The organism is Ruegeria sp. AM4 (assembly GCF_056540665.1).
This window is the reverse complement of record NZ_JBQFXD010000007.1, coordinates 129,682-155,297: the sequence shown is the minus strand read 5'-3', so window position 1 is coordinate 155,297 and position 25,616 is coordinate 129,682. Positions and strand designations below refer to the sequence as shown.

At 56.2% G+C, this 25,616-nt stretch carries 23 protein-coding genes; 11 read left to right on the top strand and 12 right to left on the bottom strand.

Going from position 1 to position 25,616, the window contains the following annotated elements; all coding sequences use genetic code 11:
* Positions 1-27 precede the first annotated feature (27 nt).
* The 5 genes from ACR0JA_RS14820 to ACR0JA_RS14800 form a co-directional block, all read right to left on the bottom strand.
* Complete coding sequence (locus tag ACR0JA_RS14820) at positions 28-873, bottom strand: ABC transporter permease (RefSeq protein WP_480576253.1); 846 nt, start codon at positions 871-873, stop codon at positions 28-30.
* 134 nt (positions 874-1,007) lie between these two features.
* The gene (locus ACR0JA_RS14815) at positions 1,008-1,955 is read right to left on the bottom strand and encodes an ABC transporter permease (protein WP_480576250.1); all 948 of its coding nucleotides are present in this window, start codon (positions 1,953-1,955) and stop codon (positions 1,008-1,010) included.
* A complete protein-coding gene (locus ACR0JA_RS14810; protein ID WP_480576247.1) occupies positions 1,952-3,508 on the bottom strand; it encodes a sugar ABC transporter ATP-binding protein in 1,557 nt (518 codons plus the stop codon). The genes ACR0JA_RS14815 and ACR0JA_RS14810 overlap by 4 nt, the downstream gene beginning before the upstream one ends.
* 55 nt (positions 3,509-3,563) lie before the next feature.
* On the bottom strand, positions 3,564-4,625 hold the full coding sequence (locus ACR0JA_RS14805) for a substrate-binding domain-containing protein (protein WP_480576244.1): 1,062 nt from the start codon (positions 4,623-4,625) through the stop codon (positions 3,564-3,566).
* Positions 4,626-4,738: 113 nt separating this feature from the next.
* Positions 4,739-6,331: a GMC family oxidoreductase gene (locus tag ACR0JA_RS14800; protein WP_480576241.1), complete on the bottom strand. Its 1,593-nt coding sequence runs from the start codon at positions 6,329-6,331 to the stop codon at positions 4,739-4,741.
* A 197-nt stretch (positions 6,332-6,528) separates the two neighbouring features.
* On the opposite strand from ACR0JA_RS14800, the gene ACR0JA_RS14795 reads away from it, so the two are divergent.
* The 3 genes from ACR0JA_RS14795 to ACR0JA_RS14785 all read left to right on the top strand — a co-directional run bounded on the left by ACR0JA_RS14795 (position 6,529) and on the right by ACR0JA_RS14785 (position 10,414).
* Positions 6,529-8,760: a propanediol/glycerol family dehydratase large subunit gene (locus tag ACR0JA_RS14795; RefSeq protein ID WP_480576238.1), complete on the top strand. Its 2,232-nt coding sequence runs from the start codon at positions 6,529-6,531 to the stop codon at positions 8,758-8,760.
* On the top strand, positions 8,750-9,157 hold the full coding sequence (locus ACR0JA_RS14790) for a diol dehydratase small subunit (protein ID WP_480576236.1): 408 nt from the start codon (positions 8,750-8,752) through the stop codon (positions 9,155-9,157). The genes ACR0JA_RS14795 and ACR0JA_RS14790 overlap by 11 nt, the downstream gene beginning before the upstream one ends.
* A gap of 102 nt (positions 9,158-9,259) precedes the next feature.
* Positions 9,260-10,414, top strand: a complete 1,155-nt coding sequence (locus ACR0JA_RS14785) for a pyridoxal phosphate-dependent aminotransferase (protein WP_480576233.1) — start codon at positions 9,260-9,262, stop codon at positions 10,412-10,414.
* A gap of 30 nt (positions 10,415-10,444) precedes the next feature.
* Here ACR0JA_RS14785 and ACR0JA_RS14780 read toward each other — a convergent pair whose 3' ends face one another.
* Positions 10,445-11,353 carry a LysR substrate-binding domain-containing protein gene (locus ACR0JA_RS14780; protein WP_480576230.1) on the bottom strand — a complete coding sequence of 303 codons (909 nt, stop codon included), beginning with the start codon at positions 11,351-11,353 and terminating at the stop codon, positions 10,445-10,447.
* Between the two features lie 202 nt (positions 11,354-11,555).
* Here ACR0JA_RS14780 and ACR0JA_RS14775 point away from each other — a divergent pair, with 202 nt between their 5' ends.
* The 7 genes from ACR0JA_RS14775 (at position 11,556) to ACR0JA_RS14745 (ending at position 18,300) form a co-directional block, all read left to right on the top strand.
* Positions 11,556-12,986 (top strand): KamA family radical SAM protein, encoded by a 1,431-nt coding sequence (locus tag ACR0JA_RS14775; RefSeq protein ID WP_480576227.1) that lies wholly within the window; start codon positions 11,556-11,558, stop codon positions 12,984-12,986.
* Positions 12,987-13,045: 59 nt separating this feature from the next.
* Positions 13,046-13,384 (top strand): ferredoxin FdxA, encoded by a 339-nt coding sequence (fdxA, locus tag ACR0JA_RS14770; RefSeq protein ID WP_480576224.1) that lies wholly within the window; start codon positions 13,046-13,048, stop codon positions 13,382-13,384.
* 1 nt (position 13,385) lies between these two features.
* Positions 13,386-14,699 carry an aspartate aminotransferase family protein gene (locus ACR0JA_RS14765; protein ID WP_480576221.1) on the top strand — a complete coding sequence of 438 codons (1,314 nt, stop codon included), beginning with the start codon at positions 13,386-13,388 and terminating at the stop codon, positions 14,697-14,699.
* Positions 14,700-14,730: 31 nt separating this feature from the next.
* The gene (locus ACR0JA_RS14760; RefSeq protein WP_480576218.1) at positions 14,731-15,453 is read left to right on the top strand and encodes a 3-oxoacid CoA-transferase subunit A; all 723 of its coding nucleotides are present in this window, start codon (positions 14,731-14,733) and stop codon (positions 15,451-15,453) included.
* Positions 15,450-16,127 carry a 3-oxoacid CoA-transferase subunit B gene (locus ACR0JA_RS14755; RefSeq protein WP_480576215.1) on the top strand — a complete coding sequence of 226 codons (678 nt, stop codon included), beginning with the start codon at positions 15,450-15,452 and terminating at the stop codon, positions 16,125-16,127. Before ACR0JA_RS14760 ends, ACR0JA_RS14755 begins: the two co-directional genes overlap by 4 nt.
* Positions 16,127-17,332: a 3-oxoadipyl-CoA thiolase gene (gene pcaF / locus ACR0JA_RS14750; protein ID WP_480576212.1), complete on the top strand. Its 1,206-nt coding sequence runs from the start codon at positions 16,127-16,129 to the stop codon at positions 17,330-17,332. The genes ACR0JA_RS14755 and pcaF overlap by 1 nt, the downstream gene beginning before the upstream one ends.
* 710 nt (positions 17,333-18,042) lie before the next feature.
* On the top strand, positions 18,043-18,300 hold the full coding sequence (locus ACR0JA_RS14745) for a hypothetical protein (RefSeq protein WP_480576209.1): 258 nt from the start codon (positions 18,043-18,045) through the stop codon (positions 18,298-18,300).
* 43 nt (positions 18,301-18,343) lie between these two features.
* On the opposite strand, the gene ACR0JA_RS14740 is transcribed toward ACR0JA_RS14745, so the two are convergent.
* The 6 genes from ACR0JA_RS14740 to ACR0JA_RS14715 all read right to left on the bottom strand — a co-directional run bounded on the left by ACR0JA_RS14740 (position 18,344) and on the right by ACR0JA_RS14715 (position 24,722).
* Positions 18,344-18,637 carry a hypothetical protein gene (locus ACR0JA_RS14740; protein ID WP_480576206.1) on the bottom strand — a complete coding sequence of 98 codons (294 nt, stop codon included), beginning with the start codon at positions 18,635-18,637 and terminating at the stop codon, positions 18,344-18,346.
* Positions 18,630-20,435: a TniQ family protein gene (locus ACR0JA_RS14735; RefSeq protein WP_480576203.1), complete on the bottom strand. Its 1,806-nt coding sequence runs from the start codon at positions 20,433-20,435 to the stop codon at positions 18,630-18,632. Before ACR0JA_RS14735 ends, ACR0JA_RS14740 begins: the two co-directional genes overlap by 8 nt.
* Positions 20,432-21,394, bottom strand: coding sequence for a TniB family NTP-binding protein (locus ACR0JA_RS14730; RefSeq protein ID WP_480576201.1), 963 nt, complete (start codon positions 21,392-21,394; stop codon positions 20,432-20,434). The genes ACR0JA_RS14735 and ACR0JA_RS14730 overlap by 4 nt, the downstream gene beginning before the upstream one ends.
* Entirely contained in the window at positions 21,387-23,582 is a 2,196-nt protein-coding gene (locus tag ACR0JA_RS14725; protein WP_480576199.1) for a DDE-type integrase/transposase/recombinase, read from the bottom strand. The genes ACR0JA_RS14730 and ACR0JA_RS14725 overlap by 8 nt, the downstream gene beginning before the upstream one ends.
* Entirely contained in the window at positions 23,579-24,274 is a 696-nt protein-coding gene (locus ACR0JA_RS14720; RefSeq protein ID WP_480576196.1) for a PDDEXK family nuclease, read from the bottom strand. Before ACR0JA_RS14720 ends, ACR0JA_RS14725 begins: the two co-directional genes overlap by 4 nt.
* Before the next feature lie 208 nt (positions 24,275-24,482).
* Positions 24,483-24,722, bottom strand: coding sequence for a helix-turn-helix domain-containing protein (locus ACR0JA_RS14715; protein WP_480576193.1), 240 nt, complete (start codon positions 24,720-24,722; stop codon positions 24,483-24,485).
* Between the two features lie 268 nt (positions 24,723-24,990).
* On the opposite strand from ACR0JA_RS14715, the gene ACR0JA_RS14710 reads away from it, so the two are divergent.
* Positions 24,991-25,596, top strand: a complete 606-nt coding sequence (locus ACR0JA_RS14710; protein ID WP_480576190.1) for a helix-turn-helix domain-containing protein — start codon at positions 24,991-24,993, stop codon at positions 25,594-25,596.
* Positions 25,597-25,616: the final 20 nt, after the last annotated feature.

Sequence of the window (25,616 nt, the reverse complement as noted above, 5' to 3'; positions counted from 1 at the left end):
AATTGGGCATTCGGTTCCTCCGTATTCTTATTCTTTGCGGGCGCGATGGCTGATCGCAATGGCCGACACGAGAATGACGATACCAACGAGGATCAGACGCACTGGCTGGGCAAAGTTGTAGGCAGTGAGGAAGTTGAACAGGAAAATCAGCATTGCCGCAGCAAAAACCGGTCCCAGCACGCCTCCGCGGCCATAGCCAAAGCTCACACCGCCCAGAACGACCGCGGCCAGTGAGAACAGCGGCAAATCCTGGCCTAGTGTCACACTGCCCTTACCCAAAGTCCCGACCAGCGCCATGGCTGCCAGCGCAGACAGCAACCCCGACGTCATATGCACCAGGAAGACCACCCGAACATAGGGAAGGCCCGACACCCATGCGGCGCGTGGATTGGCGCCAATGGCATCGATGTAGCGGCCAATAACGCTGGAACGTACCGACAACGCGATCAATCCGGCGAGCGCAAAGGCCAGAACCGGTAGCATCGGAACCTTGCCAATCCGGAAACGTGCAAGATCGACAAGCGCTTGCGGCGACTGGTCGGGCTGTAAAATCCCGCTGAGCACCAGAACCGTGCCACCGACGATCATTGCCGTTGCCAGCGTAACCAGAACCGCCGAGGACCGTCGTATTGCAATGAACCAGGCGTTCACTGCACCAACCGCCAACCCAAGGGCCAATGCAAGGGCGATCAGCACTGCCGTCGGCGCCTGTATCCAACCACTCGTCAGGATATAGGCGGCACCAACGATAACGCCACCCGAAGACAGATCCAGCGACCGGATACGCATGCACAGCGATTGTCCAATGGAAACCAGGATCAGCGGCACGGCCTGCCGCATGATCGTGAAGAAAAACAGCGGCGCCAGCATCATCGGCCGCTCAATATACGCGGCAACTAGAAGCAACGCAAAGAGAGGATAAACTAGCGGAACCTTCCCAAAGAGCGCAGTTATTACTGCGAGGCCACCAGTCGCCGGCTTGTCAGTGATATTCGATTGCACCGTACTCATACCCCGATCTCCTCGCGACGTTGGAACCCGATGGCGACCAGCAGGATGCAGCCGGTGATGACCTGCTGCAGGAACGGGTCGACCGACAGATGGTTCATGCCATTGTTGATGAAGGTCAGGGCGGTAACCCCGCAGATTACGCCTCCGACGCTGCCGATCCCGCCCGACAACAGAACGCCGCCGATGGCAACCGCCGTGATGCTGCTCAGGATCAGAGGCTCGCCAATTGTGGCGGTCGAGCTGCCGACACGGCCCACGATGTAGAGTGCTGCACAGAAAGCCGAAACCGACGATATGACATAGCACAAGATGATCGCGATATGGCTGTTCACGCCACTCAGCCAGACAGCTTCTTCGTTGGCACCAATGGCATACACGCGAGTGCCGAAGGCTGACCGTGATACCACGATCCACGCGATCACGCTTGCCACAAGGCACCAAAGCAGACTGATCGGGATGCCAAGAAGATCACCGCGCACCAGATAGATCAGGCTCTCAGAGACATCTCCACCTGCCGCAGGAAGAACAATCGGTGCCAGACCGAAGAAGATGATCATCACGCCAAGGGTCATGACAATCGGGTGAACCTTCAGAAAGGCAACACCGATGCCGTTGAAAACACCTGTCGCCAAAGCAACCCCGCCTGCAAGGGCAAGCCCGGCACCGGTGTCATAGGTCACCAGAAACCCGGCACAGACGCTTAGCAACGCACCGTTCGAGATGTCGATGCCACCGGTCAGCACCGGAAACAGAAGCCCCAGCGACAGGATCAACAACGGCGCAGCCTGGTTGAACAGGTTGAGCAGGTTCTCAGTCTTCAGGAAATCAGCAGTCGTCAGCGCAAGCAAGATGGCAATCGACAATGGCAGCAGGATGACAAACGGGTTCAACCGGTCCCGCCGACTCGGAGCATTCGCTGACAAATTGGGAATCAATGCATTCATGCCACGTCCTCCCGTGTTTTCAGAACCGCGTGTTCCATTACATCTTCCTCCGAGGTTCCGTCGGCAGTCATTTCCGCAACGATCTTGTTTTCGCGCACAACCAGAATCCGGTCACAAAGGCCAAGGACCTCCATCAATTCGCTTGATGTTATCAAAATGGCACCTCCGGCCTCGGTGAACTGCCGCAGGTTTGCATAAATCTCGGCCTTGGCACCGACATCTACACCGCGGGTGGGTTCCTCAATCAACAGGACGTCCACGCCTGATGCCATCCAGCGGCCTATCATCACCTTTTGCTGGTTGCCGCCCGACAGCTCCTTGACTTTCTGATCCAGGCCTGACGCCTTAAGCCGGAGTCGGTCCATCAAGTCCCGCACGCGGCCTTGGCCACGCGGAGCAAGGTGGAATAGATCTCGCAGCCGAAAATGCCCGAGCGCGACGTTGCGCTCGATCGACATGGTCAGGAACAGGCCTTCTGTCTTGCGATCCTCGGGTACAAACCCGATACCGTCGCGGATGGTACGGACGATCCCTTTTTGGGGCTCGATCTCGCGCCAGGATCCATCGGCCTCCAACGCGATTTCCGCGGTATGTGGAGATTCAAGTCCGGTGAGAGAACGGATGATTTCCCGCTGTCCCTGTCCTTCAAGGCCGGCCAATCCAACGATTTCCCCAGCATGCAGGGTAAAGTCGATATCCGAATGATCGGGATGCACGCGCAGCAGGTCGACCTTCAGCTTTGGACCGCCGATCCGACCGGCATCCGCGCGTGGCGGAAAAAAATCACCCAGTTCGCGCCCGACCATGGCCTTCACCAATCCGGCCTCGTTGATGGCACCCTGCGGGAAGGTGCCCATCAATTCGCCATCCTTCATGACGGATATGTCATCAGACAGACGAAAAACCTCATCCAGCCGGTGCGAGATGTAAAATATCAATTTGCCTTCGTCCCGCAGCGCGTTGATCAGCTCGAACAATCGCTCGGATTCCGGCCCGTTCAACGCGGCGGTGGGTTCATCGAAAATGTAGATCTTTGCATCGACCGACAGGCCTTTGCCAATTTCGAGGAATTGCTGCTCCGCTATTGTCAACTCGCCACACATCCTGCGCGGATCGACGTCCATACCCAGCCTGTCGAGCACCTTTTGCGCCATAGCGGCAAGCGCTGGCCGATCAATCATACCGAACCGCATCGGCTCGCGGCCGAAGAACAGGTTTTCGGCGACGCTAAGATTCGGGATCAGGTTGAGTTCCTGATAGATCGTCGAGACGCCGAGATGCAGAGAATCGTGGGGATTGTGCGGCGCGAAGGGCTGGCCATCGACCAAAATCTTGCCCTCGTTAAGCTGATGCACGCCCGAAAGCAATTTCATCAGCGTCGACTTTCCGGCACCATTTTCACCCGTCATCGAGTGAACCGTGCCGCGGTTGGCCTTGAGGTCAACCTTGGAGAGCGCTTTGGTCGCGCCGAAGTGCTTGGACACTCCGATGAATTCGACCATGGGCACGTCCTGCGTATGAGAGGGGCGATCGGCTTGGCGGGATGCTGACATTGTCATCTCCGTTGATTTTACAGCGTTCATTGGCCCCTCCCTTCTCATTGTGCGACTACTTGTTCGGGAACAGTTCCAGGATGCGCTCTTCGCTCAGGGTCGTAGGCACCCAGAGATTGGAGTTTGCTCCAGGAACGAAGTAGTTCGCCAGGTTGTCGTTGGTGATCGGCTCGGGCGAGGCCCAGTAGCGCGCATTCAACGCTTCGCCTTCCAACAGGGCAGCAGCAGCATTCAGGCCGACACCGAACATGCTGGTCGGGAAGGACGCTGCAACCGAGTCGAGGCCAAGATCGTTCCACTGGCGCAGGAAGCCGTTGTTGCCCTCGCCGGTCATCGGGATCACATCCATGCCAAGCTCGGTAAACACGTCGATACAGGCGCGGGTCATGTCAGCACCAGCCGACCACAGCGCGTCCGCGATATCGCCGGACAGAACCCAGCTTTCGCAAATCGCCTTGGACCCTTCATAGGACCATTGGCCGAAATCCTCGCGGACAATCTCGATATCGGTGTCCTTGATTTCCGCCATCATGCCCTCGTAGCGGGCGTTATCTTCGGAATGGCCCGCCAGTCCGCGCAGCACCCAGAGACGGCCTTTGCCATCCATGGTGTCACGCAACCATTCACCGCCGACCTTGCCATAGGCGGCACCACCGGTCCACATTTGCACCGGATAGGCAATCTCGTCATCCATGTCTCCGAAATTGATCACCGGGATACCCTTGGCGTTGGCGGCATCCACCTGATCGCCGATCAGGCCAGCTTGACCGGTGTGGATGATGATCGCGTCCACGTCGCGAGCGATCATGTCTTCCATGTCACTGACCATCACCGCAACATCATCGCGATAATTGGTGACGATCAATTCCTTGATGCGAGGATCGGCGGCTGCGGCGGCGCGAGCCTCTTCAACGGCCTGCACACGCCAAGAGTTCGATAGATCCGGAAATACCAACGCAAAAGTCCATGGACCCTCTTTGGTGAAGGCGCCGGCCTCGGTCATGGCGTCGGTTGTCGGCTCAAACCACAGCAGATCGGGTTCGGCAGACAGTACCGGCGCTGCGCTCAGCATGGTGACCGTCGCAGCGGATGCGGCCAGAGATTTAAGAAATGACATTTGTATCCTCCATGTCCATCATTTCAGTTCTTGGTCTTTCGAATTTCGCCTCAATATCAAAGCGAAGCTCGTTCGGACGCCAATACGCACGCTGCGCCCGGCGTTTCGGCTGGTTACGCTGCACGCATAAAGGAAACAGCACGATCTGCGATAGCGAGGGTCGTTGTGTTGGTGTTGCCGCTCATGATCGTTGGCATTGCTGATGCATCAGCGACCCTAAGCCCCTCCACACCAAAGACCTGCAACTTGGAATTCAACACCGCCAAGGGATCCCCTTCACGACCAAGACGTGCAGTCCCAACCGGGTGATAGACGGTTTTAACGAATTTTCGGGCGTGCTCGGCCAGGGCTTCGTCGCTATCGACTCGATGCCCCGGGAAGACTTCCTGTGCGATGATGTCCCTCATCGGATCGGAAGCGAGTATGCGGCGACCTTGACGCACCCCTTCGACAGACAGCCGAAGATCTTCGGGATCCTCAAAGTAATTGGTATCCACAAGCGGCTGTTCGGTGGGGTCCGCGCTCGCCAACCGAACCGAACCTTTCGATCCCGGACGCAGCACACAGGAATTGAGTGTGACGCCATAGGTTGGCTTCAGGTCTGTCGTGCCAGGTTCAAGGTAAACCGAAGGCACGCAGAATTGCTGAATCTTGGCTTCGTTCGACAGATCGTCAGGATCGAAGAACGAACAAGCCTCAACCCCGTTCGAGGCAACCGGCCCCGATTTGAACAAAAGGTACTGGAGGCCTGCCTTGATCATCCTCAGGCCCTTGTCCTGCCCGAAATAACCATGCTTGCCATTACAGAACGCCAGCACCGGAACTTCGGTATGGTCCTGGAGGTTCTGACCGACGCCATCGAGATCAACCCTGGTCTGAATTCCCATTTCCTTGAGATGGAATTTCGGCCCAATGCCGGACAACATCAGGATCTTAGGCGTGGCGATAGCACCTGCGCACATCACGACTTCGCTTTCGCAACGCACGGTCTTGAGCTTGCCGCCGCGGGAATATTCAACCCCAACCGCGCGGCCCTTTTCCAAGATCACACGGTGAACAAGGCAGCCGGTCAACACATCAATGTTGCCGGTCTTCTGGGCCGGATGCAAAAACGCCGTCGCGGCAGACACACGTTTACCGTTATGGGTGGTCAGCTGGAAAAACCCAGTGCCGGCCTGACGTGGTCCATTGAAATCCGGGTTGAACGCAATACCGGCGGCCTGGGCGGCCTGCACATAACGGCGGCTAAGATCACAAACATAGATCGGATCCGAGACTTTGAGTGGGCCATCCACCCCGTGCAGTTCATTATTGTAGCGATTGTTGCCTTCCATCGAACGGAAGATCGGCAGCAAACCGTCCCAACCCCAGCTTTGGTCACCAGTCGCTTCGACCCAAGGATCGTAGTCACTGGCCTGACCACGTATATAAACCATCGCATTGACCGATGAACCACCACCGATAACGCGTCCAGTGGGCACAACCGGTTGTCGCCCACCAAGGCGCTGCTGAACCGTGCTTTCATAAAACCACATGTACTTTTCAACAGACAGCAGCTTGACGAATCCTGCCGGCATCGAGATCAGGGGCGATTGGTCAGAGCCACCAGCCTCGAGCACCAGCACCTTGGCGCCCACCTCGGCCATCTTTCCTGCCACCAGAGATCCAGAAGAGCCCCCCCCAACGATGATGTAATCGTAAGCCATTATCCCTCCCTGCCTGGTTTTCCAATAGGTAACATGTCAGTTAGCTCTGTCAATAATTTTCGGAGAAGTGCTCAAGATCCCCTTCTTCTATTTGTTTTTAAGTGATTTGTCTCTTTCTCACCTTCGCATAATCTCAAAATGCTTTGCATCTATATACTGACATGTTACATATCTTGAAGATCTTGCGGGAGCCAGCAATGGAACAATCAAAGAGATTCGCAATCAGAGCGCAGCGACCGGTCAACTCCGATACGTTTGTGAACGAAGACCCGTCTCTAGGGCTCATTGCGATGAATAGCCCGAATGATCCAACCCCATCGATGAAGATCCTGGGTGGTCGCATTGTCGAAATGGACGGAAGGGAAGAAGAAGACTTCGATGCGATCGACCGCTACATCGCACGCTATGCGATAGATCTTGATGTCGCAGAAGAAGCCATGGCCACTCCATCCCTGACTCTGGCCCGCATGCTGGTAGACATCCAATCCCCACGGCAAGATTTGGTCCGGTTGCTCACCGGCTGTACTGCCGCGAAGCTATGCGAGATCGTCAGCCACCTGAATGTCGTCGAAATGATGATGGCGATGCAGAAGATGCGCGCCCGACGCACGCCGGCGAATCAGGCGCATGTGACAAACTGGCGAGAAAACCCGGTCTTGATGGCCGCAGACGCCGCCGAGGCAGCGTTGCGAGGGTTTGACGAATTGGAAACCACCTGCCGTGTAGCCAGGATGGCACCGTTCAACGCACTTGCTCTACTGGTAGGATCGCAGACCCCGCGTGGAGGCGTTCTGACTCAATGCGCAGTGGAAGAGGCGCTCAATCTGCGCCTGGGCCTCAAAGGGTTGACGTCCTACGCTGAAACTCTCTCGATTTATGGGACGGACGAGTCATTGCGTGACGGCGACGACACCCCATGGTCGAAAGGCCTGCTCGCCTCGGCTTACGCCTCGCGCGGGATTAAGATCCGATTCACTTCCGGCACTGGCTCAGAAACCCTGATGGGGTACGAGGCAGGTAAATCTATGCTCTATCTCGAAGTTCGTTGTCTGCTGCTGGTCAAGGCGTCAGGCGCGCAGGGCGTTCAGAATGGTGCGATATCCTGTGTTGCCCTCACGGGCGCAGTCCCCGAAGGGGTACGTGCGATCATGGCCGAAAACCTCATCGCCGCGGCATTGGGGCTTGAGGTTGCGTCAGGCAATGATGCGATGTCCTCGCACAGCGACATGCGCAAAGCGGCCAAGCTTATGCTTCAGTTCTTGCCTGGTACAGACTTTGTCACATCTGGATACTCATCAATGCCCCGGCGCGACAACATGTTCGGCGGCGGCAACTTCGACTCCTACGACCTCGACGACTGGATGGTGATCCAGCGCGATATGCGGGTGAACGCTGGCATTTTCCCGATTGAAGAAAACGAGGCGATTGCTGTGCGCCGTCGCGCCGGGAAAGCGATGCAGGCGGTTTTCGCCGCTCTCGGCTTTCCTGAAATCACCGACGCGGAAATCGACGCGGCGGCTATTGCCAACGACTCTGATGATATGCCCGAGCGCGATCTGGTGGCGGATATTGCCGCGGCGCAAGACTTCCTCAACGGCCCGCTCACCGCGCTCGACATCTCGATGGCGCTTGACGAGGCCGGTTACCAGGACATCGCGGAAAACATCCTTGCCATGCAGCGCGTCCGCGTCGAAGGGGACTATCTGCAACCGGCAGCAATCCTTGACCGGAAGTTCCAGGCAAAATCCGCATTCACCGACCAAAACGATTATCTCGGGCCAGGTTCCGGCTATCGGGTCGATGGAGAGGATTGGGCGCGGATCAGCGCAATTCCACAAGCCAAAAGCGCCGAGGAAATGGTGCCTGAGACCGCCGCCTCCTCGGAACTGTCCTTCTCCGAGGTGGGACCTGCCCAGCCATCCAACGACAACGAGGTCGTCATCGCCCTAGGGCCTGCATTTGGAGCGGATCTGGACAAAACACTTTGCGATCTTGGCCATGGCAAAACCCTTCGCGCAGTGATCGCAGGCATCGAGGCAAAGGGTTTGAGCGCCCGTGTCGTGAAGGTCCATCACAACGCCGACTGCGGCAATCTTGGCTACGAAGCCGCAGGGATCAGCGGGTCCGGTATCGGCATTGGCCTGCAGTCCAAGGGCACCGCGGTGATCACCCGCAAAGGTCTGCCACCATTGGACAATCTCGAACTGTTTTCCCAGGCGCCTCTACTGTCGGAAGACGCCTATGTCCAAATCGGACAGAACGCGGCCTGCCACGCACTCAGCGATCCACCGCTGCCGGTCCCTGTCAAGGTCGACAATATGGCCCGGCTGCGCCTGATCGTACATGGCCTGTTGATGCACAAACGCGAAATCGGCTGCATCGTTCCTGACAAACCGCTGACCGAATTGGAAATCCGCGATGACAGCTAAAGACGAGAACGTGATGAATGACGGCGACATCAAGCGCAAGGAATCTCAGCGCAGCGTCGAGGATCTGACTATTGAAAGCCTGCGCCTCGGCACGTTGACCCCGCAAGATGTTACGATCCGCAAGGCAAAGCTCATGGCCCAAGCCGAATTTGCGGAACGGAAAGGCTATGGTCAACTTGCCCGCAATTTCCGGCGCGCCGCAGAACTAACAAACCTGCCCAATGAAGTATTAATGGAGGTCTACGAAAAGCTGCGCCCAAACCGTTCTTCTTATGGTGAGCTGCTTGCGGCCAGCCAGGAACTCACCGCGCGTTACGACGCGCAGGAAACCGGCGCTTACGTGCGAGAAGCAGCCGAAGTTTATCGTGAACGCGGATTGCTTCGGCGGGATGCGTGAAGATTCAAGCGAACGCCGAACCCTCCAAGATATAAAGACGCGGGCACCGTGATGAACAATTTCCCCCCTTCAAGTTTTTTAAGATCAGCGCGCAGCGAAACCTTGCAGCTCAGTGAAATCGTGCGAATTTCCGAAGCCGCACGGGAGTTGAAAGCGCAAGGAAAACCGATCCTGAGCTTTGGCACCGGCGAACCCGATTTTCCGACCCCGCCTCATGTCGTCGAGGCCGCGCATCGCGCAGCCCTGGAGGGCAAGACAACCTACCCTCCGACGCAAGGTGTGTCAGAGCTGCGGCAGGTCATCGCCGTTCGGGCGGGCGGCGCATTTGGACCAGAAAACGTGATCGTTTCAAACGGCGCCAAGCAGGTATTATCGAACGCGGTTCAGGCGATGCTGAGCCCGGGGGACGAAGCAATTGTCGCCGCCCCGTATTTCACTAGTTATGCGGACATGATCAGCTTTTGCGAAGCGAAAATGGTCGCCGTGCCCTGTCCGGCCGAGACCGGATTCCTTTTGACACCGGAAGGGCTTGAAGCGGCGATCACCGACAAGACCCGCATCCTGCTTCTGAACACACCCGGAAACCCATCCGGCGCCATGTACACGCGTGACGGGCTTGCGGCGATTGCGGATGTTCTGCGCACCCACCCCGAAATATGGGTGATTTCGGACGAGATCTACCAGCACATCGCCTATGCGCCGTTTCACAGTTTTGTGGATGTGTCCCCCGATCTCGCCGGGCGCACGTTGATCGTGAACGGAGTGTCCAAAGCACATGCCATGACCGGTTGGCGGGTTGGTTGGGGCATCGGGCCGGTCGATCTGATCGGGACCATGGTCGCCATCCAGGGCCAGTCGACCTCCGGCGTTTGCTCGATTGCACAGGCCGCGGCCACCGCCGCACTGACCGGCCCGCAGGATCACCTGAATGAGCGGAATGCCGCGTTTCGCAGGCGGCGTGATTTCGTCGTATCCGCACTGAATGCCATTGGCCTTCTTGAATGCGAAGAACCGCAGGGGGCGTTTTATGCACTGCCGTCCTGCACTGGCACCTTTGGCCTTACCTGCCCAGATGGAACGGTCATCAAAGACGACGCATCATTTTGCGCCTATGTGTTGGCACAGGCAAATGTCGCGCTGGTGCCGGGGCGCGCCTTCGGTCTGCCCGGCCACTTCCGGCTGTCTTATGCCTATTCCATAGCGGAATTGAAAGAAGGATTGCAGCGGATCACCGAAGCAGTAGCCGCGCTCAGGTAGGTACCGCCCGCTGGATCTCCAGGCGCGCCGTTAATCCACAGAGGTGTCGGCGACCTGACCGATCATCCAAACATAGAACTTCTCGACGTTTTCGTCTTCCTGATCGATGGGCGTGACGAAGTAATAGCTGTTCTCGGTCGCAAGCTCGTCCTCGGCAAGCGCCACAAGAGCGCCCTGCGCAATTTCCTTTTCAATGAGGAAGCGGGGCAGCAATCCGATCCCCAAAGATGCCTGCACCGCGGCGATGACCATTGAAAACTGATCAAAGTATCGACCTGTCAGATAGGCCCGATCCCTGAGCCCGATCTGCTCCATATAGTCCTGCCAAGCCGACGGCCGTGATGACGTATGGATCAGCGGCGCCTCAAGCAAATTCGCCAGCGACCTGATTCCGTGCTTTTCAACAAAGGTGGGTGAGGCGACCGGGATCATCCGTTCGGAAAAGAACCGGCGCATTTCGGTGTTGGGCCAATTCTTCTGCCCGAAGTGAATTGCAAAGTCGAAATTTTCCGCCGTCAGGTCGAAAGGCTCCAATCGGGTGGAAAAGCTGATCTCCAATTCGGGGTGCTGCTCAAAAAAACCCGGCAACCTCGGGATAAGCCAAAGCGTGGCAAATGTCGGCAGGATGGCCACCCTCAGGGTCGAGTTCATGTTGCCCGCCGACACGGCCCGCATCATGATCCGCCGAAGGTTATCAAGTTCTGCGGAAACATCATCGGCAAGGCGCTTACCCGCGCGGGTTAAAACAACCTCCCGCCCGGTCCTTCGAAACAGTTGCGCGCCAATAGTTTGCTCCAGTTCCTTGACCTGCCGACTGATCGCGCTTTGGGTCAGATCCAGCTCTTCCGATGCAAGCGTAAAACTCTGATGCCGCGCCGCCGCCTCAAAACATCTCAGTGCTGAAATGGATGGCATATACCGCCTTTGGAACGCCTTCATACATAATCTCCATTTTCTCACACGATATTACATTCTCGCACGCTAAGTCGAACAATTCGCCTCTTTTTTCCACCCTGAAATAACTTTTTCTCATAGGTCTGTGAAGATTCAACGTTTGCCCAAACCACAACTTCCTCCCAAAAACGATACAGCCGCCAAGGGGGGATCGTCCCCCGATGGCACCGGATCAAAGGAAATGGAAATGGCACTCAAAGAGCGTTACGCACCCTCTGACAAAGAGGCTGAGTTTCTGGCAACTGTCCAGAACGGGAAATACGACCGTGACATCGTCACCGGTCTGAAGAAGTTCATCAACGGGACCATCCCTCAGGACATGCAGGGGTTCTATTCCCCCGAGGAACTGGCAGCCATAACGGACCTCGATGGTACCGACCGAGATGTTCAGAAACGTATGCCAGTCAAGATCACGCGGCACTATTTCGAAATGGCCCAGAACTCCGGCCCGATCCAGACGTTGGTCAAGGCTAGCCCGAAAGAGACCTTCGACCTTGATGGTGCCGAAGACCCTGGCAAACAGATGACCTATAGCCCGGTCGAGGGCCTGATCCACAAGTACGAGATCGGTCTGATCTATGTTGCACAGACGTGTTCAGCCCACTGCCGGTTCTGCTATCGCGAAGAGTTGATCGCCAAAAAAGAGATCACGCGTGAAGACGGCACCGTCGCCCCCAAGGGGCTGGCCCAGATCAAGGATGTGGTCGAATACATCACCGAACACAACCGGCTTGTCGATGAAAACGGAGGCCGCCACCCGGAAACCAACCGCGAGCGCCTGCGCGAGATTCTGATGTCCGGCGGCGACCCGATGGTGCTGGGCAACAAGAACATCGCCCAGTGGCTTGGCGCTCTGGCCGAGGCTGGAATCGAGAATATCCGCATCGGCACCAAGGAAATGGCATTCTATCCCAAGCGGTTCGACGAAACCTTCTTTGCCATGCTCGATGCGTTCAATGCCGCCTACCCGCGTGTCAGCCTCCGGATGATGGTGCATTTCAACCACCCCGATGAGGTTTTGCTCAAGGACGCGAATGGCGAGTACATTCCCGAAGCGACCGGTGGCCTGACGTGGCATCCAGATGCTCTGGCGGCTGTTCAGGGCTTCCGCAGCCGCCCCTGGATCGTGGTTGAAAACCAGGCCCCGATCATTGCCGGCATCAACGATGACGCCGATGCCCTGCGCATTCTGCAACGCGAAATGAAACGCAACGGCGTTGGCAACCACTACTTCTTCTGTGGACGCGACATTGTGGGTCACAAGGCCTTCAACGTGCCGATCGAAAAAGCCTGGGAAATCCTGAATGAATCGCAGAAGGGCCTGTCCGGTGTCGAAGCATCCGCGCGCCTGTCGATCACCCATTACAAGGGCAAGACCGAAGTTGCCGCAATAACCAAGACGCCGGTTCCGGGCGTCAAAGGTGGCGAAAACGGCGTGGTTGTCTTCAAGCTTCTGCGTTCGGCCGCGGACGCGCCGGATCGTGCAAAGGTCACGATGGTCGGCCGCAATCCCGAAGCGATCTGGTTCAACGGCTATGACGACCGTGTGATCGTCGACGAAGCCGAGCTTTACGCGATGTACGATATCCCGACTCTCTCGGCGCTCGCTGCCGAATAGTCGAAGGGCCGGCGGCTTCTACTCTCCCTAGGTCGCCGGCCAATTACAGGATCCATGCCATGACCTATGTCGTCACCGACAACTGCATCCAATGTAAATACACCGATTGCGTCGCTGAATGCCCGGTAGACTGCTTCTACGAAGGCCCGAACTTTCTCGTCATTCACCCTGACGAGTGTATCGATTGCGACGCCTGCGTTGAGGCTTGCCCGGCAGGCGCAATTTTCAACGAAGATGACCTCCCCGAAGACAAAAAGCACTTTGTGGAGATCAACGAGGAACTCGCGCAGATCTGGCCGCAGATCACCGAGCAGAAAGAACCGCTTCCCGATGCCGAGAAATGGGATGGCGTAGACGGAAAACTCGAACACCTGATCAAGACTGCACCGGAAACCTGACATGTCTGAACCAACACGAAGCGCCGCGCTCTATGACCGCGCCCAAAAGGTTATGCCGGGCGGCTGCAGCCGGAACACAATTCTTCGCAAGCCCCATCCGGTCTACGCCCAAAAAGGTGAAGGCTGCTATGTCACCGATATCGAAGGCGTCCGCCGAATTGATTTCGCCAATAACGTTGCTTCTTTGATTCACGGGCATGCCCACCCGGCCATCGTCGAGGGCGTCAAGAAGCAGCTGGAAAACGGATCTGCGTTTTCCGTCGGCACCGAAATCGAGGTCGACTACGCCGAACAACTCGTCGCACGCAACCGCAGTTTCGAGAAACTCCGCTTCGTGAATTCCGGCACCGAAGCCGTGATGAGTTGCCTCAAGGCAGCCCGCGCCTATACGGGTCGCCCGAAAATCGCCAAGGTCGAAGGATCGTATCACGGCCTTTATGATTACGCCGAGGTCAGCCAGACGGCCAAGCCAGCCAACTGGGGCGATGCCGACGCACCGGCAAGCGTACCGGTTGCCCATGGCACTCCCAAATCGGCACTCGACGATGTCGTCATCATTCCGTTCAACGACCCGGAACGCGCGGTTGCCATCCTGGATGCACACAAAGACAGTGTCGCTGGCATCCTGCTCGACCTGCTGCCGCACCGAATCGGCGTGATCCCGGCCTCGGATCCCTTCGTCGAAGCTCTGCGAAAATGGGCCACCTCCAACGGCGTGGTCCTGATTTTTGATGAGGTGATCACGTTCCGGACTAATTACTCCGGGGCACAACAGCCCTATTCGGTTCAGCCCGATCTCACCGCGATGGGTAAGATGATTGGCGGAGGATTTCCCGTGGGGGCCATCGCAGGGCGGTCGGAAGTTCTGGAGGTCATGAATCCCCTGAACGGCCCTGCCAAGTTCCCGCACTACGGAACCTTCAGCGCCAACCCGGTCACTCTGACCGCAGGTTCGATAGCAATGGTGATGTTTGACCAGCCCGCCGTCCTGAAACTGAACACGCTCGCTGACAAGGCACGCGAAGGCATCGCCGAAGCGATCAACGTGGCAGACGTACCAGCATGCGTAACCGGTCGCGGCTCGATGTTCCGCATCCATCTGAAGGAAACACCGCCTACAACCTATCGTGACGCCTTCATTGGACCAGATGAGCAGAAGTGCATTTCGGCCCTTTTGAACCACTTCTTCGACAATGGGCTGATCATGGTCGAAACCTGTTCCGGGTTGCTTTCAACCCCCATGACCCAAACCGAGATCGATCACCTTTCCCAGGTCACCCTGGAAGGGTTACGAAAAATCAAACCCATGCTGTGAGCGCACGGGACCATCATAGGCTATTCATCCAATGAACAAGACTATCCCATCTTTGGCAGAAGCCGTCGCCGACGTTCCCGACGGTGCCGTACTGATGATCGGCGGCTTCGGTGGCTCCGGTGCTCCGATCGAACTGATCCATGCGCTGATCGACCGTTACAAGGCCACGGGCAGCCCCGCCAACCTGACCGTGGTCAACAACAACGCGGGCAATGGCAAGATCGGCATCGCGGCGATGATCGACGCAGGCATGGTTGCCAAAATGATCTGCTCGTTTCCGCGATCGTACGACCCTCGCGCGTTTACCGAGAAGTACCTTGGTGGCGAAATCGACCTGGAACTGGTCCCTCAGGGCACACTGGCTGAGCGCATTCGTGCTGCCGGTGCTGGGATTCCTGCATTTTTCACCCCGACCAGCTATGGCACCGAACTGGCGGAGGGAAAACAAATCCAGGAATTCGACAGCAAACCTTATGTGATGGAACGCTGGCTAAAGGCCGATTTCGCCATCGTCAAGGCGGCCAGGGGCGACACCCACGGGAACCTCGTTTACCGGCTTGCGGGGCGCAACTTCAACCCGTTGATGTGCATGGCCGCTGACCGGACGGTGGCCCAAGTGAGCGAAATCATCAACCCCGGAGGGATCGACCCCGAGCACGTGGTCACTCCGGGTCTATTCGTCGATGGGGTCGTCGAGGTCCGCGATCCTCAGCAAGAGGAAGTGCTGATCCGCGCCGAGGAGGAATACGCATGAGCTGGAAAAAACTCACCAACGCCCAGATCGCATGGCGTGCAGCGCAAGACATCGAAGACGGTGCCTATGTCAACCTCGGCATCGGTTTTCCGGAATTGATCGCCAAGTTCCAGCCAGAAGGCCGCCACATCACCTATCACACCGAAAATGGCGTGTTGGGATTTGGCGAAGCCCCGCGCGACGGCGAAGAGGACTGGGACCTAATCAATGCCGGCAAGAAGGCGATCACTCTGAAACCCGGGGCGGCCTTTTTTCACCATGCAGACAGCTTTTCCATGGTCCGGGGCGGGCATCTCGATCTCGCAGTTCTGGGAGCCTATCAGGTGGCGCAGAACGGTGATCTTGCCAACTGGCGTGTCGGCAACAAGGGCGTGCCTGCGGTTGGCGGTGCCATGGACCTTGTCCACGGGGCCAAACGGGTCGCGGTGGTCACCGATCACACCACCAAGGACGGCAAGCCCAAGCTGGTCGAGCATTGCAGCTTCCCGCTGACCGGAGTGGGCTGCATCACACGTATTTACACCTCGCTTGCAGTTGTCGACATCGAGGATGGGCATTTCGCGCTGCGCGAAAAACTGGCCGGTATATCCTTGGACGAACTGCAATCGCTCACCGGTGCGTTGCTTCATATCAACGGTGACGTCGCCGATCTGACTGTGCCGGAGCTGGGCTGATGACCGAGGTTTATATCTGCGATTACATCCGGACACCGATCGGGCGTTTTGGCGGGGCCTTGTCTTCGGTGCGCGCCGACGACCTCGGTGCGATCCCGCTTTCCATGCTGGCCGAACGCAATGCCAGGATGGACCTTGCCGCTGTGGACGAGGTGATCCTCGGCTGCGCCAATCAGGCCGGCGAGGACAACCGCAACGTGGCGCGCATGTCGCTGCTTCTGGCCGGATTCCCGGAAACCGTGCCCGGCACAACGATAAACCGGCTATGCGGGTCCGGCATGGATGCGGTCATTACCGGTGCCCGCGCGATCATGGCCGGCGAGGCCGATCTGGTCGTCGCGGGGGGCGTCGAGAGCATGTCGCGCGCGCCATTTGTCATGCCCAAGGCCACGCAAGCGTTCAGCCGTGCGAACGAAGTGCATGACACCACCATCGGCTGGCGTTTCATCAACCCAATGATGAAGGCGCAATACGGCGTCGACGCAATGCCGGAAACCGCCGAAAACGTGGCCGAAGACTTTGGCGTGACCCGCGAAGATCAGGACGCATTCGCCCTGCGCTCACAACAGAAGGCTTGTCAAGCTATGGCCAGCGGACGGCTGGCGCATGAAATCACACCGGTTGTCATTCCTCAGCGACGGGGCGACCCGAAAACTGTCGCGGCGGATGAACATCCGCGTCCGGGCACCAGCAAAGACGACTTGGCGCAGCTGAAAACCTTCGTCAGGTCAGATGGCACGGTTACGGCGGGCAACGCCTCGGGCGTGAACGATGGCGCCGCAGCGCTGATCCTGGCATCCGAAGCGGCCGTGATAGCGCATGGCCTTATTCCCATGGCCCGGGTTCTGGGCGGAGCCACTATCGGCGTCGCCCCTCGGATCATGGGCTTTGGCCCAGCGCCGGCTTCAAAGAAACTGATGGCACGGCTCGAAATCGGTCAGGAAGATTTCGATGTGATTGAACTGAACGAGGCCTTCGCAAGCCAGGGCCTTGCCACGCTTCGCGATCTCGGCATCGCCGACGACGACCCGCGGATAAACCCCAATGGTGGCGCCATTGCTCTAGGCCACCCTCTTGGCATGTCCGGCGCCCGGATCACCGGAACAGCGGCACTGGAACTGCAAATAGGCGTGAAGAAACGCGCCCTTGCCGCCATGTGCATTGGCGTGGGTCAGGGTATCGCGATTGCACTGGAACGCGACTGACGGGAAGGTCCTGAATAAAAACTAACATTCCCCTTCCGGTCGTCCATTGGAAAAAAGCCACTTCAACAAGGGATACGTCTGCATATTTGCGTTTTGTCCGGCACAAGTCACATCGGGTTGGGCCGGTTAAAGGCCGGAAGGGCAATGTTGCGTTACGGCACCGCCTTCCTTTAAGTTTGCCAATTTCCGTTTCCAATCCGGCCTGAGATCAACCGTTCAAAGTTGATATCACTTGACGGTTGCGCGATGTTCGATCCAATTCTTGCACAGCGCAGAAGTATTGAGTAATGGGCTTCCTTCCGAACCTCCTGAGTACTGTGCGCAATCAGCCACTTTGGCTCTTGAGCGCGCCGAACCCCGAAAACAGACGTTGGGGAAACCGCAGCGAAAGCTAACTTAGTCCGCACTGCGGTCGACTTCGAACCGCGTCTCGAATGGCAGTTTTCTGCAACCAATGCACGAATTGCAGCGTCATAAAAAACCGCGAACATCATTGAACGGGTGTTATGTGAACCGCCTTCTGGTTGAGTGTACTACTAATCACTGCTTGTCGTGATCCGCCTCAAAAGTCACCTCTCCCTTGCTTTCACAGACGCAATCCAATATCCAAGTCGGCTGCGTTTTCGGCCGACCAAGCCGAGTGCGGCTTGAAACGAACGAACCAAAGGAGGGTGCCATGTAGCAACGAAACTACATGAAAGGCCGCTACAATGGCCCACTACAAACGCAAACGGGCGCGCACTGTATCTCGGATCGGCTACTCGGCACGGGGGCTCGAGCATCGACTGTCGGAAGGTCCGGATACCATACACTGGCTGGAGAACTGGCCCCGCTGGCACGACAAGCTGTTTCATACGAGACCCGCGCGGCGAAAAACCAAGTCCTTGGAAAGGCACGTTGTCAAAGGTGCTGATCCTGACAACATCAATTGGCCAGATGGGCGCAAACCACACAAGTATTACTGGTAAACAGTTCGGGCGGCCCAAATGCGCCGCCCAACTTCAACCCGCATCAATCGGGTGCGGACAACCGGTCATACTCTTCCGTCAGCATGATCACAAAGGCACGTTCATTCTCAGCTCTGATGTAAACAGGACCGCGATCAACCGCATCCAAGACAGCATCTACGTTTTGACGCAGAAACTCGATTGAAACCTCCGGTTTCTGAACTCGTTTCCGGGCTTCGAAATGTGCTTCTATGATACACGCGGCTTGCTCCTCGACACTCATGCTGGCCTGATGTGCTAGCTCGCGGAGCTCAGCGAACTCGGCCTCGGATAGCTCAATCGTCAGAATTTCAGACATTCTTACCAAACCATCCGTTTATTCCATCTTTTAAATAGACCCTGACATGCCCAGCAATACAGTTGATAGGCTCAAGGTTCTCACGTTCAAACTTGCGCGCAAGATGGATAGGTCTCACATTTTGATCCTGCGCCAACTGACCGAGCGTTACGTACTGGCGTTCAAATTCCTGGATGCTCTGTTTGCTGACGTATTGCTTCAGGTGATTGGTGTCAGGATTTCTGCGTGAAATTACTTCCAGGTATCCTGCATCCCTCAAACGCCTGATAGAAATCACACTGATCTGGAGATAGCTTGCTGCTTCCGTCAGTTCCAAATCGCGATCAAGCTGAATTGTTGTCTTTCCGCAGAGCGCATTCCAGTCCAACTCCAGCGCTTGCAACCCAGCACCGTCGCCCCGGCAAACCTTACCTGCCAATCCACCTCGGTCCCAAAGTTCTATCACGCGTGCCAGATGCACACCTTTGGCGCGGCAGAACTCCTTCAGTGGCACAGTGGATTTTCCTAGCAAGCTATGGGGCAGAGTTTCAACTTTCTTCACGAGACCATCCACCTGCTCGCGTAGTAAGTATCGAAGAGACGAGGTGATTTTGATGGTATTAAGAACGCCGCGAATTTGCAGTCCTTTAACCTGCTGGGGCAGAATACCCAATCGCGATGCCGCATCTTTGAGGTTGAGCAAAGTATCTCGGTACGCCTTAGCTCTTTCGACCTCTTTCACACTTAACTCCGTTCGTTTAAGTGCCTCAGCCTTCGATATGCCGTCTAGATGGCCAAGCAACAGCTTAAGGAAAACAACACCCAGATTTGTACGCCTTCTCGCTTCTTCCATAGAGAGCCAAATCCGTTTTTTCGGTTGCTCTCCAAACACCCTCTTTCCCGTTGGGGTAGGATAGGTATCGAATACATGCTCGCGTGCGACGTCAATCATCGCTTTCATTGCTGGTTCCTTTTGAGCTTCGCGCAGCCAACTATAGTGAGGGCCGAAGTCCGTCGTGTAGTATGGCTTTTCCGCCCCGCTCTGACGATGAAGTTCAATGAGCGCCTCTCTGTACGCATCGGGTCCATCTACCAACCTCTCAAATCCAATCTGGCTGAAACTGCGCAGCTCGGTAGATGGGAGATTCTTGAGAAACTTTTCTTTGAACCCACTCATTGCTGCGCCAAGCGACAAGCTTCCGCGGTGGATTTGCGTAAGCTCAAGATCTTTCAGCCAATCATCCTCTGGCCCACGCCAGATCCTTCGCCGGACATAGGCTTCAAAGCTGATGTCAGGTAGGAGCACGCATGAATCGTTAGCCCTGGAAATTTTATCCCTGTGTTCCATCACGCGCGTAACGAAATCGTAAGTCGCATGAGAAAACGCCGCAGACGGGATCGTCATCAACTGGCAACCGTGATGCGCGCATCTTTCTATGCAAAGAATTGACCATTCAAGCATTTGAAATAAGCCATGTGATCCGACGTCCGAAAGTGCATTCTCCACACAACGCGGGCAAAGCCGTACTGCTGTGCGCCTCAACGTGCCCGTACTGGCAATCGCCCGACCCACCTCATAACGACCGATCCCGATTTTCCGGGTTCTCCACGTCTTTAACAGGGACGGCTGGACACCTATCAGCCACGCCAGTCGCTCGATTTGATGATCGCGGCCGCTGCACAGAAACGGCCAGCGCATCCCGAGATCGGAGCAGAAATCTCTCGGGGTGGTTTCATGGAGTTTTGCGTTGCGGCTGACGTAGCCAGAAAGCGTCTCCCCTTCAATGAAGGGGAGAGCAAGGACAAGAGGTGCTGTCATGCATTCTCTCCATCGAACTCAAAGATTTGCCGCGGATCTATCCGCGCAAAGTCTTCAGCGACAAACGGATTTAGGGCATCGATAGCGGCGCTTCGATCGAAAAACACATCTGCAAAGTGACGAAGCTGGAGTTGGGCCTCGAACCCATCATTGAACAGGGCCTTTGAGAGGGCCTGAACTGTAATCTCTGCCATCAGACCAAACTCGTAGTCCGCTGCATGCATGAGACGTTTCGCGAAGCTTTCGTTTCGCACACACGATTGTGCTTCTACCTTCGCCCTCGCGACGTATTTCTGGACAATGTCGAGTACAGGCTCCACATCTCGGACCGCATGCAACCTGCCGATCTCGACAGGATAAAGGCGGCGCGCCAATTGAGGGTCCTGGTTCACGATCTTCTTAAGATCCGGCATGCCGGACAGGATGAGCCCGGTCGGCCAGAGGGAGTTTTCCATTACGGACTTGAGGGTGTTAACAACAGACTGGCGCTCCTTGTCTGTCTGATATCGAGCCAAATCCTGTGCTTCGTCGAGATGCAGAAAACAGGTCTGCCTTAGCTTGAGCTGGACCTTGACCTGATCCCATATAGCCGGACCCTGCTTGTCCCCGGAATAGGGATAGCCAAGAGCGCGAAGCGTCGCTGCGCCAACAAATTTCATGGTGGCCGGGCTTGGAACCTGAAGGCTGAAGAACTCGCAGATGTCTTGCGTGGGATCCATCTGGAGCAAGGAATTGTTATTACGGATTAACTCCCGAATGGCGGTGGTTTTCCCACTGCCGGATTGCCCGACAAGAACAATGCCCCGCGCGTTGTTGATGGTTCCGTCTCTCACGTCGGCGCGCCGCTGCTTAAGTAATGCCCGGAAGTGGGTTTCGAGTTTGCGATATGACGGCGTCGGTACAAATGCCGAGCGCAGATCCTGGACAGTTTTGCGGATTTCATTGTCGTCTTTATTCATCGTCTTCATCCTTGTCGGAGAATTCATGCCGGCCATCGGCGTCGTCGCCGAAAGACCAGAATTCGATTGGTGCGTTCTGTTCCTCTCGCAGTACGGGTTGGTCAGCGCGGCTTGGTGTCGGATCATGTGTGATTTCGTTGGACAGAAGGCCCTGAGGCTCGCTGTTACCATCCTCAGCCGGAGCTGCGTTAAGCTCTGGGTCGCTCCCCAATGAGAGTCCCCAGAAGGTTTCTTTCTGGGCCCTTTTGATCTGATCATACGTGTCGCCAATCGGACCAAGCTGTCGCAGAGAGCATTGCTCCGCATCTATCTCCTTGATCCTTTTGATAGCGCGATCCACCACGCCCTGCGTCAGCGATGCCGCATTGCGATTGTTCTGCCGAAGCTCAAACACGGATCGCTCCCAGGCGGCAAAGGACACACCTTCCAGTCCGTCGATCTGGGCTTTCAGAGTTGACCAGCCAGAGTCTTTCCCCTTCTCCAGCCAGACGGAAATATGCCCCATATCTTCGGGGTCGATGCGTATATCCACATGTTGCTTGCCAAATTTCTGGAAGTGCTTCGCAAGACGGTCAGAGTGATAATTCACACCATTCACGAGAACACCGTGAGGACCGGTATCACGCGACATTGCGACCCCAAGGATATGCCGCAGGGTGTGATGACTCATGGGCGGTGACCACCCAAATTCCTTGATGAGCCGATCCCAAACGATGTTGGGGGTTGCGTATTCCAATCCCCGATGTTTGCGGTTGTGGTACACATCGACAGTGAACCGAACCAAAAGCTCGATGATACTTTCGGCGGTGTGCACCGCATATTTCTGGGATGGATAGTCACCACGTTCTTGAGGATTTGAGAACGTGCGTCCTGTCAGATGCGGCATCAAAAGAGTTATGATGGAACGAAACACCCGCTCGATGCGACCGCGCAGTTTCGGTATTCCCGCAGGAAGGACCGAGTAGTCAATGCACAGATCTGAAAGTGCCGCTTTGAATTCTGCATTGACGAATGCGGGGCCGTTGTCGACGACGACATGGCCGATATGACCATACTGTTTCCAGCCCGTTTCGCAGCCCAGTTGACGAGCCAGTCCAGTCTTGTCGCGCATTGCCATCCACAAGACAGCTTTGGCGTCTTCAGCCGTGGGGCTTCGCGAAAGCTTCAGACCAAGGATACTGCGGCTGGCGGCATCAAATGCGACGCACACCCAGTATCGGCCAGTTTCGAGATCCCGCACATTGTCTTGGCTGATATTGTATCCGCTCTTGTTAAGGAGAGCGATGAGATCAATCTCCCATTCGTCCATTTCAATGCGGTGAAGTGGGACATCCAGCTTCAATCCGCCACCATGAGACCCTAGCTTGTTCTTTGCGGCAGCTAGTCCTTTTCTGGCGGCAAGCACCTCGAACTTGTCGAGCTCCTTGATGCGGCGTTCGATGGTGCTTTTAGAGACCTCAGTTAGGGGCGGCTCAACGCTCGCGATACGGACTGCGTTGCGCCGTCGGATTTCCGCATTTACATCATCATGGATGTGACCGGCGAGAAGCTGATTTGGATGCAAGTAGCTCTCGAGAATCCCTTGAATGATAGCTTCGCGCTCAGCGTCGATACGCCGAGCATTACTACCGTTGAAGATGGATTTCTTTACAAAGACCATTGGGTCTTTGGACGTTTCCCACTCCCGCAGCCAAGACATGACTGAGGTTCTGCAAGGTGTTCTGCGCAGCTCAATACTATCAAAGCTGGCCCCGGCAGTTGCCGCTTTCAGTCCTTTCTTCAGCTTTTCTGTGACACGGCGTTCCAGCTCCGGCAGGAACTCTTCCCATCGTTCCGCTGAGCGGTTGAGCTTATCTTCAGCCTCCATCTCCAAGAACGTTGTGCTCCAGCACTCTTTCCAAAAGGCATCGAGTTGAGATTTCGTCGACACACGCGACATCAAAGACCGGCCAGCTATTGCCCGACGTGCAACCTGACGGCTTTCAAAATACCCATACTGAATGGAGAACTGACCGGTGCTGATGAGCTCTGATAGCTCTGCGTGGGTCAAGGAGATTGGTTCGGTGTCCCCGCGCAGAGGTTTCATTTCGACAAACAGGTCAGTCACTTTGGTGATGGCTTGTATTGTCCCGTTGGCGACGATGGCATCACACGGTGTCACGCCAAGCCGGATAGGTTCATGTTTCATGCCCAGCCCTTTCCTGGTGCAACGATGGAGTTGATGGAGATGTGCTCTCGCGTATTCGCATTGAGCCTGCCCGCGTAGATCGCACGGAACGTCGCGCGAAACGCCCGGGCACCAAGGCCAGATTTCTCAACCAGATCACTGATCGGAACCTCGCCAAAGAGCCCGTTAATCAGATCGACAACGATGTTGTCAGCCTCTTCGTCAGAACATCGCCGAAAGAAATTCAGCAGCTCAGCATTGCGAACCTCGACCTTGTGCCGCTCTCGCTCTGTGACCAAGGCCACCTGCTCGGCAAAGCCAATGGGCAAGTCGCGCTTGATAGCTTGCAGCGTGGCTTTGAAGTTCAGTCGCTCAACGCGCTCCGAAGGTTTCACCGCAATGGCGACGCGGCGACCATTCTTGAACACGGCGAGGTAGTCGAACCTGTGGGTTCGCTGTCTGCCATCCACGTCCACAAAGCTCACCGGCTTTGGCTGATCGATGAGGTTCCAGAGATCTGGCATTGCCAGCGACAACAGGCAGGTTTCACGCTCCCCTTGGCTGGCACTGATAATCTGTCGCCATCGTTGCTCTGCAGGCGTCATAGCCAGTGTGAAACCACGTACGGTCTGTTTAGACCGCGCGGGAAACATCAGCCCCGCTACGGTCGGCGAAGGCGGACGATAAAAGTCGTCATCATCATCTTTTGTCATAGTGTTTGCCATGGCCACCGGTTCACACCGGCGCCGTGTGGCTCTCCTTTATGTTGAGGTAAACGAAACCCACCCGCAGAAACGCTCTGCGCGGTTGACGGGTTTCGAAATTTGGGTCATGAAGGAGGTGCAAAGGGCATCAAACTTTTGCACCTCGGGCCTTGATGGAAGTCGCTAGCTTCTTTCGAGGCCTTTGGTTTTTATGGGCTCATTGTTTGTTCTCCTCCTCTTTAGCTGCTCCGAACAACTCTTCGACGGGTTTACCGACGGCCGCCGCCAAGGCGCGTTCCACCCGCGGCACGCTCATTTTTCGTAAGCCGACAAGCGACACGGTCGTGCGTGAGACACCGACCTCCCGTGCTATAGCGGCCAGCGATGAGCCCCTGAGGCGTAGCTCCATTTTCAACGCTTCATGAGCTGCAAATACGTCCCGATCGACCTTAGTCATCGCCAGATACTCACGCTGTTTGTCCTGCTTTGGCCTCGCCAATTGCCGACAAGTTTGCGTGTAAACCTCCAGCAGGCAAGAGGCTGGTCAGCACCAAGGCTCCACATCATCTTGATCGCAAGTAGAAACGATCCACAATATTTTGCAGAATGTTGAAAATCACCGTTTGATTTCAACTGATGCATCTGGAGAGACAAAGGCTAGGTATTTTTTGGTGCTGCGTGAGGTTGTTGGCGCTCGTGTACCCAATTTTGGGGGAAGTCGGAGAATGAAGTCGAAGAAGATGAAGATTGCCGAATCAAAAGCGCATCCAAATGATGGAAGGCGGCTTTCTCTGATCAGGCGAAAAAACCGGAAGACTCAGGCTGAGTTTGCAGTTGAGTTCCAGGTTTCGGTCGGCACCATCGGCAACTACGAACGTGGACTTACCGAAATGCCGCCCAGCTTCTGGCGCGCGGTCAATCAGAGATACGGTCTGAATCCAACTCCCCTCAACCCGGAAGAAAGCCCAGAGCGACTGCTAAAGCTGCCAGAAGTGCCTCAGCCGAAGGAGGAAGGCGATACGCTCCGAACTGTGCCTTGGAAGCTGGTCCGCCTGCGCAAGAGGTACAGAATCCTCAGGAACCGGGTTTATTCTCCGGAAAGGCGATTTGTCGAAGGTGCAGTTCACGCGGTTTTCTTAGCTGCCACGCTTGTTTTCTTAGTCGAACAGGTCTTCCGAGCAACCCCTGTCGTGCACGAAGATCCCAGCGTTTACCGAGACATTGTCTTCGTGACCGCTTTTTTGGTGATGAGCGTACTCCTGATCCCAGTTTTCCAAAGCCTCCCATGGGGCCTGAAAGTCAATGATGACGGTGACTTTGGTGAAGCCTAGCGGGAGTGAAGCGGTCTATC

Bases quoted from the DNA above. Each gene is read 5' to 3' on its own strand.
- ACR0JA_RS14775 (WP_480576227.1), top strand. From the start codon at position 11,556: ATGGCACTCAAAGAGCGTTACGCACCCTCTGACAAAGAGGCTGAGTTT.
- ACR0JA_RS14810 (WP_480576247.1), bottom strand. From the start codon at position 3,508: ATGTCAGCATCCCGCCAAGCCGATCGCCCCTCTCATACGCAGGACGTG.
- ACR0JA_RS14800 (WP_480576241.1), bottom strand. From the start codon at position 6,331: ATGGCTTACGATTACATCATCGTTGGGGGGGGCTCTTCTGGATCTCTG.
- ACR0JA_RS14735 (WP_480576203.1), bottom strand. From the start codon at position 20,435: ATGACAGCACCTCTTGTCCTTGCTCTCCCCTTCATTGAAGGGGAGACG.
- ACR0JA_RS14715 (WP_480576193.1), bottom strand. From the start codon at position 24,722: ATGACTAAGGTCGATCGGGACGTATTTGCAGCTCATGAAGCGTTGAAA.
- ACR0JA_RS14740 (WP_480576206.1), bottom strand. From the start codon at position 18,637: ATGTCTGAAATTCTGACGATTGAGCTATCCGAGGCCGAGTTCGCTGAG.
- ACR0JA_RS14720 (WP_480576196.1), bottom strand. From the start codon at position 24,274: ATGACAAAAGATGATGATGACGACTTTTATCGTCCGCCTTCGCCGACC.
- ACR0JA_RS14755 (WP_480576215.1), top strand. From the start codon at position 15,450: ATGAGCTGGAAAAAACTCACCAACGCCCAGATCGCATGGCGTGCAGCG.
- pcaF (WP_480576212.1), top strand. From the start codon at position 16,127: ATGACCGAGGTTTATATCTGCGATTACATCCGGACACCGATCGGGCGT.
- ACR0JA_RS14790 (WP_480576236.1), top strand. From the start codon at position 8,750: ATGACAGCTAAAGACGAGAACGTGATGAATGACGGCGACATCAAGCGC.
- ACR0JA_RS14725 (WP_480576199.1), bottom strand. From the start codon at position 23,582: ATGAAACATGAACCTATCCGGCTTGGCGTGACACCGTGTGATGCCATC.
- ACR0JA_RS14710 (WP_480576190.1), top strand. From the start codon at position 24,991: ATGAAGTCGAAGAAGATGAAGATTGCCGAATCAAAAGCGCATCCAAAT.
- ACR0JA_RS14795 (WP_480576238.1), top strand. From the start codon at position 6,529: ATGGAACAATCAAAGAGATTCGCAATCAGAGCGCAGCGACCGGTCAAC.
- ACR0JA_RS14815 (WP_480576250.1), bottom strand. From the start codon at position 1,955: ATGAATGCATTGATTCCCAATTTGTCAGCGAATGCTCCGAGTCGGCGG.
- fdxA (WP_480576224.1), top strand. From the start codon at position 13,046: ATGACCTATGTCGTCACCGACAACTGCATCCAATGTAAATACACCGAT.
- ACR0JA_RS14780 (WP_480576230.1), bottom strand. From the start codon at position 11,353: ATGAAGGCGTTCCAAAGGCGGTATATGCCATCCATTTCAGCACTGAGA.
- ACR0JA_RS14745 (WP_480576209.1), top strand. From the start codon at position 18,043: ATGGCCCACTACAAACGCAAACGGGCGCGCACTGTATCTCGGATCGGC.
- ACR0JA_RS14805 (WP_480576244.1), bottom strand. From the start codon at position 4,625: ATGTCATTTCTTAAATCTCTGGCCGCATCCGCTGCGACGGTCACCATG.
- ACR0JA_RS14820 (WP_480576253.1), bottom strand. From the start codon at position 873: ATGATGCTGGCGCCGCTGTTTTTCTTCACGATCATGCGGCAGGCCGTG.
- ACR0JA_RS14730 (WP_480576201.1), bottom strand. From the start codon at position 21,394: ATGAATAAAGACGACAATGAAATCCGCAAAACTGTCCAGGATCTGCGC.
- ACR0JA_RS14765 (WP_480576221.1), top strand. From the start codon at position 13,386: ATGTCTGAACCAACACGAAGCGCCGCGCTCTATGACCGCGCCCAAAAG.
- ACR0JA_RS14760 (WP_480576218.1), top strand. From the start codon at position 14,731: ATGAACAAGACTATCCCATCTTTGGCAGAAGCCGTCGCCGACGTTCCC.